The sequence below is a fragment of the Actinoplanes sp. NPDC049316 genome, from assembly GCF_040677315.1.
Classification (GTDB): Bacteria; Actinomycetota; Actinomycetes; order Mycobacteriales; family Micromonosporaceae; genus Actinoplanes.
In genome coordinates this window covers 34,715-41,541 of record NZ_JBFAQM010000049.1, presented here as the reverse complement: position 1 = coordinate 41,541, position 6,827 = coordinate 34,715, and the positions used below count along the sequence as shown (strand labels likewise).

General features: G+C 70.5%; 8 protein-coding genes, 1 pseudogene and 1 riboswitch. Of the genes and pseudogenes, 4 read left to right on the top strand and 5 right to left on the bottom strand.

What is annotated here, in order from left to right; all coding sequences use genetic code 11:
* The first annotated feature begins 184 nt into the window (after window positions 1–184).
* Complete coding sequence (locus AB0K03_RS39670; RefSeq protein ID WP_364696841.1) at window positions 185–1,033, top strand: IS5 family transposase; 849 nt, start codon at window positions 185–187, stop codon at window positions 1,031–1,033.
* On the opposite strand, the gene AB0K03_RS39665 is transcribed toward AB0K03_RS39670, so the two are convergent.
* Both AB0K03_RS39665 and AB0K03_RS39660 read right to left on the bottom strand, forming a co-directional pair.
* Window positions 1,030–1,176 (bottom strand): hypothetical protein, encoded by a 147-nt coding sequence (locus AB0K03_RS39665; RefSeq protein WP_364696838.1) that lies wholly within the window; start codon window positions 1,174–1,176, stop codon window positions 1,030–1,032. The genes AB0K03_RS39670 and AB0K03_RS39665 overlap by 4 nt on opposite strands.
* 2 nt (window positions 1,177–1,178) lie before the next feature.
* Entirely contained in the window at window positions 1,179–1,358 is a 180-nt protein-coding gene (locus tag AB0K03_RS39660) for a hypothetical protein (protein ID WP_364696835.1), read from the bottom strand.
* A gap of 270 nt (window positions 1,359–1,628) precedes the next feature.
* On the opposite strand from AB0K03_RS39660, the pseudogene AB0K03_RS39655 reads away from it, so the two are divergent.
* Window positions 1,629–1,982, top strand: a pseudogene (locus AB0K03_RS39655) (hypothetical protein); the annotation flags it as partial.
* A gap of 240 nt (window positions 1,983–2,222) precedes the next feature.
* Window positions 2,223–2,351, top strand: a riboswitch (TPP riboswitch).
* A gap of 39 nt (window positions 2,352–2,390) precedes the next feature.
* Here AB0K03_RS39655 and AB0K03_RS39650 read toward each other — a convergent pair.
* A complete protein-coding gene (locus tag AB0K03_RS39650; RefSeq protein WP_364696832.1) occupies window positions 2,391–2,792 on the bottom strand; it encodes a hypothetical protein in 402 nt (133 codons plus the stop codon).
* Window positions 2,793–3,141: 349 nt separating this feature from the next.
* On the opposite strand from AB0K03_RS39650, the gene AB0K03_RS39645 reads away from it, so the two are divergent.
* Window positions 3,142–4,488 carry a nicotinate phosphoribosyltransferase gene (locus tag AB0K03_RS39645; RefSeq protein ID WP_364696829.1) on the top strand — a complete coding sequence of 449 codons (1,347 nt, stop codon included), beginning with the start codon at window positions 3,142–3,144 and terminating at the stop codon, window positions 4,486–4,488.
* Between the two features lie 9 nt (window positions 4,489–4,497).
* Here AB0K03_RS39645 and AB0K03_RS39640 read toward each other — a convergent pair whose 3' ends face one another.
* Complete coding sequence (locus AB0K03_RS39640; protein ID WP_364696826.1) at window positions 4,498–4,722, bottom strand: hypothetical protein; 225 nt, start codon at window positions 4,720–4,722, stop codon at window positions 4,498–4,500.
* 188 nt (window positions 4,723–4,910) lie between these two features.
* Between AB0K03_RS39640 and AB0K03_RS39635 the strand changes: the two genes are divergently transcribed.
* Window positions 4,911–5,393, top strand: coding sequence for an archease (locus AB0K03_RS39635; RefSeq protein WP_364696823.1), 483 nt, complete (start codon window positions 4,911–4,913; stop codon window positions 5,391–5,393).
* A 2-nt stretch (window positions 5,394–5,395) separates the two neighbouring features.
* On the opposite strand, the gene AB0K03_RS39630 is transcribed toward AB0K03_RS39635, so the two are convergent.
* Window positions 5,396–6,811, bottom strand: coding sequence for an RtcB family protein (locus AB0K03_RS39630; RefSeq protein WP_364696851.1), 1,416 nt, complete (start codon window positions 6,809–6,811; stop codon window positions 5,396–5,398).
* Window positions 6,812–6,827: the final 16 nt, after the last annotated feature.

Here is a 6,827-nt window from a genome sequence, read left to right as displayed (position 1 = left end):
TGCACGCCATGCTCCGCACCCGAACTTCCTACCAGCACAAGCCAGCAGACAAGCTCACCCTCGCCGCTTGACAGAACCCATAGGGACACCCCCCCGGCTCGGACCGCTCGCTCAGAGGGTGTTTTAGAGGGGTGTCGGACGGCGTGTCCGCGGTGATCTTTGATGCCGCGGGAGTGTGTGGGGTGTGGGTCGTGAGCCTGCTTATCCTTCGGACCTGACGGACGAGCAGTGGGAGATCATCGAGCCGATGCTCCCGTTGATCAAAGAGCCCGGTCGGGTCCCGGTCCATCCGTTCCGGGACATCGTGGACGCGATCTTGTACATCGACCGGTCCGGGTGTTCCTGGCGGCAACTGCCGGTCGACTTCCCGCCCTGGCAGACCGTCTACGGCTGGTTCCGGCGGTGGAAGGAACGTGGGGTCACCGACCGGATCCTGGAGGAACTACGGGAACAGATCCGCTTGGCCGAGGGCCGCGAGCCGCAGCCGTCCGCCGGGGTCATTGACTCGCAATCGGTCAGAGGCGCCGACACCGTCGGCGCCGACACCCGCGGGTACGACGCGGGTAAGAAGGTCAACGGGCGCAAGCGATTCATTGTCACCGACACCCTCGGCCTGCTGGTCGGCGTCACCGTGCTCGCCGCGTCGTGGCAGGACCGCGACGGCGCGAAGACCGCCCTGCTCGGGGTGTACCTGAGCACGCCGATCCGGTACGTCTTCGCCGACCAACGCTTCGCCGGCCGTCTCGTCGACTGGGCCGCCCGCACGCTGCGCATCGTGATCGACATCGTCCGCAAGCCAGCCGATCAGCGTGGGTTCGCCGTCCACCCCAAGCGGTGGGTGATCGAGCGGACCTTGGCCTGGCTGACCGCCCACCGGCGCCTGGCCCGCGACTACGAACGCGACCCGAGCGTGTCCGAGGAGATGATCCGCTGGGCCGCCATCAGCCAGATGCTGCGCCGCGTCACCCGCGGCAAACCCGTCCGCCGGCAGCAACGCCGCACGCTACGACAAGCCCGGGCCTTACCTCTCTAAAACACCTTCTGAGCGGCGGCCAGTTCCTCCGGTTTGATCCTCGCGAGGCGGACAACTCCGATGTTGACGACGCTGGCGCCGGATTCGCCGACCGCTCCCATAGCCAGTTCCGGTTGCCAGGGCACGCCGACCTTGCGGACCACGATCACATCCAGTGGTGCTTGCAGTGCTCGGGCACTTCGGCGGCCACCGGAACGCCGCCGCGCGGTAGCCCCAGCACGACCACGTTCCGGTCACGGAAATGGGCCAACGTGGCCGCCAACTGCCGACCGGCATCGATTCGATCGTGGAACGCCATGACGCCTCCCCAGCGTTTGTCGTCCACTGGCGGGCCACCGTCACCGTCATCGTCGTGCCGGGGCGCCGCTCGGTTCCTATGGCACACCCGTCGGCGCGATGATGACCAGGGCCGAACGACCCCGCGTGTCAGAGTCCTCGCGGGGGCGGTCGTGCGCCGGCGAGTGATGTACCGCGCGATGGTCGGATCAGCTGGGTGGGTCAACAGCTGATCCGTGGGTGCCGTTCGGCCCGTCCACAATGGTCATCACGCCGGCATCCTGCCATCGTGGGCACCGGCCGGACCAGGTGACAGCTGATGGGGAGGATACTGCTCGCCGGCCGGTATGACCTGTTCGAGCCTGTGGGCCGCGCGTACTCAGGAGGCGCTGGACACGGGTCCGGCGAAATCCTCGGAACGCCTGCCTACGTCGCGCCGGAACGCCTCACCGGCGGTGCCGTCGGCCCACCCACTGACATCTATGCGCTGGGCATCCTGTTGTACCAGCTTCGGGGCCATCGGGGCCCCTGGCGTGTCGGCTCTACGACGCAGATGCTGGCCGCTCACGTGTCCGTCCCGCCGGCGCCTCTCCCGGTCGCTGGCGGCGTTTCCGCCGCCGTCGTGGACCTGTGCCGCCCCCGTCTGAACGAAAGCCCTGATGCGCGACCGGACGCACACGAAGCAGAGGCACTGCTGCGGGAGGGCGCGACGGCCTACGCCCGTCCCGGCGCGCCGTCAGAATCAGCGCTGCTGTCACCCCGCTACCCCCGGCTCGGCGCGGATCAGGACGCCGATACCTGTGCGAGGTGCCGGACCTCCCCGCGTGAGCCGTGTCGGGCCGTTCGGTCCAGCACGCGAGACCAACGGCTCTCGCGGCAGAAGTTGAGCCGCGGTGCACTGATGAAAGGCCTGCGAGACGAGCGGGAGAGATCAACTGTAATGGCGGTTGACCTGAGAGGCCGCGAGGCAGTGATGCTCACCGGCGATCCCCAGTCACCTGATCCGGGTAATGCCGGCGAAGGGAGATCGCCTCGCAGGTCTACGGGGGATCGAGACAGGTGTTGGTTGTCGCCCGTGTGCTCAGGGTTCCAGTCCTGGTCGGCTGCGGCGGTGCAATTTCGGCAGCGCCTGCATGGTCACGGCCAACGGCTCCCGCCGATGCGCGCGCAGCCGAGGACGATCTTGGTGTCCGATGCCATTCGGGTGCCCGCCCTGGCGGATCGTGTCTTGACGGTCCAGTTTTTGCGGCAGCACCACTATCGGGCGGCCGTCAACGGTTCCGAGATCGACGTGAGTGAAGCCGCGTTCGTGCAGTTGGTCGGCCGCTACGTCGGCGTTTGGGCCGACGACGTCGGGCATCGTCACCATGACCGCCGTGCTGGTCGTCGGCGCCGGGGAGGAGGGCCACCCGGTTCGCCCGGTGCCGACGCAGCCGGCACCAGCAGCAACAGCAAAAACGAGGCCGGTGAACACCCGGCGCATCAGCTGCCGCTTTGGCTTTCGCGGAGCAACAGCACCCACCGGCGGGTTCGGCCGGCCACCGGTGGCGGGTGATCCATCTTGGCGATGGTGAGTCCACGGTCCGCAGGACCGCTCACCCCTGTCCGCCACCGAGGAGATTCACCTCTGCGCCGGTGGGCGCGTCTTCACGATGCGCCGGACCTGGATTGCCTGGTCAGGGCCGCAGGTCACCTTCTCGGAAACATCCGGCCCACATGGCCGACCGGTGACTGTTTCGTCCCGGCGAGGTCGTGTCCTTCTCCCCTTGCCGGCGGCGATCGCGCGGCCTGCGCTTGAGTGGATGGCGAGGGCTGACGGACGGGAGGTCACGATGACTTCCAGCGCGATCTTCACAGATCTGTACGAGCTGCGGATGGCCGCCGCCTACCTGCGACGGTCGATGAGTGGCCCGGCCACATTCAGCCTGTTCGTCCGCGGCCTGCCGGCCGAACGCGGCTTCCTCGTGGTAGCCGGCCTGGCCGACGTGCTGACCTACCTTGAGGAGTTCCACTTCACCGCTCAGGATGTCGCCCACCTGCGCGAAGGGCTGGGCCTGCCGGCCGAGGCCGCGGCCGCGCTGGGGCGGCTGCGGTTCACCGGCGACGTGTGGGCGGTCCCGGAGGGCCGCGTCGTGCTCGCCGGCGAGCCGCTGCTGGAGGTGACCGCGCCGATCGCCGAGGCGCAGTTGGTCGAGACCGCTCTGCTCAACATCCTGACCTACCAGACGGCGATCGCCAGCAAGGCGGCCCGGTGCCGGCTTGCCGCCGGCAGCGCGCAGCTCATCGACTTCGCCGCCCGGCGCACGCACGGCCGTCAGGCCGCGCTGGCGGCAGCCCGCGCCTGCACGATCGCCGGGTATGCCGCCACCAGCAATGTGGAGGCCGCGCACCGCTTCGGACTGCGCGCCGCCGGGACTATGGCCCACTCGTTCATCGAGGCCTTCCCCAGCGAGGAGGACGCGTTCACGGCGTTCGCGGCCGACTACCCCACCGATACGGTCTTCCTCGTCGACACCTACGACGTCGCGGCCGGGGTCCGCACCGCCATCGCGGTCACCCGCCGCCTCGAGCTACCCGCGCCGATCGGCATACGCCTGGACTCCGGCGACCTCCTCGCCGACGCGCGCACAGCACGCCGCCTGCTCGACGACGCCGGCCTGCCCACCGCGCGGATCGTGGCCAGCGGCGGCCTCGACGAGTACGCCGTCGCCGACCTGCTCGCCCGCGGCGCCCCGATCGACGCCTTCGGCGTCGGCACCAAGATCGGAGTCTCCGCGGACGCGCCGGCGCTCGACAGCGCCTACAAGCTCGTCTCGTACGCCGGACGCCCGGTCATGAAGCTGTCTCCCGGCAAGGTCACGCTGCCCGGGCCGAAGCAGGTGTACCGCCGGACCGCCGATCCGCTCGCCGACATCATCACGCGACGATCCGAACCACCCCCGCCCGATCAACTGCCGCTGCTCGTCCCGGTCATGTCCGGCGGCCGGCGCCTGAGCCGCGGCGACGCGGACGGACTCGTCGCGGCCGCCGAGCGGTGCACCGACGACCTGGCCCGGCTGCCCGAACCGGCCCGGCGGATCCACTGGCCGGTCGCCCCGGTGCCGAGGATCAGCCCAAGCCTGGCGCGCCTGCGCGACGAGGTCACCGGCGCGCTGGTGCGCCGTACCGTCCGGGCGTGACCGGCCCGCCTACGCCGCGTGCGAGCGTTTGCCCTCGATCAGCGTGCGGAGCCGCCTCAACGGCCACGTGTTGACCACGTCGTCGGCGGTGAGCCAGCCGCGCTGGGCGGTGCCGACGCCGTACCTCAGGTTGTCGAAATGGACGGTGGCGTGCGCGTCGGTGTCGATCGCGAACCGGCCACCGTGCCGTTTGGCCCGCAGCACCAGGTCGTCCGCATTATTCGACCGGGCCATAACGCCACGCTACGACCGGCGCGGCCGCGCCACCGGTGTCATCCGGCCCGCCGGCCGGGCCAGTCGGCTGGCGAGCGCGTCGGGCGCGAGACGAAGAGGCGAGTAACTGACCGCGACGAGCCGTCCGGCCCTGACCCAAGACCGCTCGACGCGGTGTCATGGAGTCAAGACAGGGATGGAGTTTGCAGATGGGCGCGTTGCCGTCGTACCGGTCGGGCGCGGCGAGCGACCAGGGCGGACGGCCGATGCGGGCGGCATCGGCGGGATTCGCCTTGCTGCCGCACACCGCCGACGTGATCGTGGCGGCGTGGGCGCCCACCGCGACTGGCTGCATCGAACAAGCGGTGCGTGGGCTGGTCGCGGTGTTCGCCGAGGTGCCCAATCATCCGGCGATGCGGGAGATCCCGTACGCCTGTCCCCCGGACAGCGACACCGAGCTGCTGATCCGGGTGCTGGAGGAGGTCATCTACCTGCTCGAGGTGCGAGAGGTCGTCGTGAGCCGGGCAAATCTGCGGCTTACTGCGGCGGGTGGGCTGGCCGGCGCCCTGCATGCCGTGCCGCTCGCCGCGGTGCGGCAGGTCGGGCCGCCGCCGAAGGCGGTCACCCGGCACGGGCTCGTCTTCGCACCCGACGACTCCGGCTGGCAGTGCCGGATCACCGTGGACGTCTGAGCTCAGCCCTTGACCACGCCCACCGGGACCAGGCGGGCCACGGGGCGGGCCAGGCCGGCCGCGGCGCACACCCGGACGACCTCGTCGACGTCCTTGTACGACACCGGCGCCTCTTCCACGAGCCCGCGAGCCGAGGTGCCGCGTACCCGTACCCCCGCGGCTGCCAGCTCCCGCCGCAGGTCCGGCGCTCGCACCTGGCGGACGGCGGCGTGCCGGCTGAGCACCCGGCCGGCGCCGTGACACGCCGAGCCGAAGGCAACGTCGCCGGCGGCGCCGACCATCACGTACGAGGCCGTGCCCATCGAGCCGGGCACCAGCACCGGCTGGCCGTACGGGCGCAGCGGTTCGCCCAGATCCGGGTGGCCCGGACCGAATGCGCGCGTCGCGCCCTTACGGTGGACACACAGCTGGCGGAGCTCGCCGTCAACCGTGTGCGTCTCGAGTTTGGCGAGGTTGTGCGAGACGTCGTAGAGCAGCCGTAGGCCGCCCAGGCCCAGGTCGTCGAAGACCTGTCGGGTAGCATGGCTGAGCAGCTGCCGGTTGGCCCGGCCGTAGTTCGCGGCCGCCGCCATCGCGGCCAGATATCGGCGGCCGTCCGGGGAGGTCACCGGCGCGCAGGCCAGCTGAGAATCGGGCACGTCGATGCCGTAGCGCGGCATCGCGGCCAGCATCGCACGGACGTGGTCGGAGCAGATCTGGTGACCCAGCCCCCGCGACCCGCAATGGATCATCACGCAGATCTGCTCCAGGCGCAGACCGAACACCGCCGCGACGGCCTCGTCAAGGATCGCCTCCACCACCTGCACCTCGAGAAAGTGGTTACCGGAGCCAAGGCTGCCCACCTGACCGAGGCCGCGTTCGACGGCGCGCCCGCTGACCGCGGCCGGGTCCGCTGCGTCGACGGCGCCGCCGTCCTCGCAATGGGTCAGGTCGCCCGGCACGCCATAGCCGCCGCTCACCGCCCACCGCGACCCGCCCCGTAGGATCTCCTCCAGCTGGGCCGCGTTCACGTGCAGCACCCCGCCCCGGCCTGCGCCGCGCGGAATCACACGGTCCAGCCTGTCCATCAGCCCGTCCATACGACCGGCGGCCTCCGCCCGGGTCACTGCGGAGGTCAGCAGACGGACGCCGCACGAGATGTCGAATCCGACCCCGCCCGGCGACACCACCCCGCCATGGGCGATATCGGTGGCCGCGACCCCGCCGATGGGAAACCCGTACCCCCAGTGCAGGTCCGGCATGGCATACACCGCCTGCACCACTCCAGGCAGCGTCGCAACGTTCGCGACCTGCAGCAACGCCTGGTCACCGGATGCGTCGGGCAGCAGGTCGGCGGAGGCGAGGACGATGCCGGGCACTCGCATCGCCCCCGTCCGGGGGATCAACCACCGGTAGGGCGTGTCCGGAACCAAGGGGATCATGACTGCCTCCCGC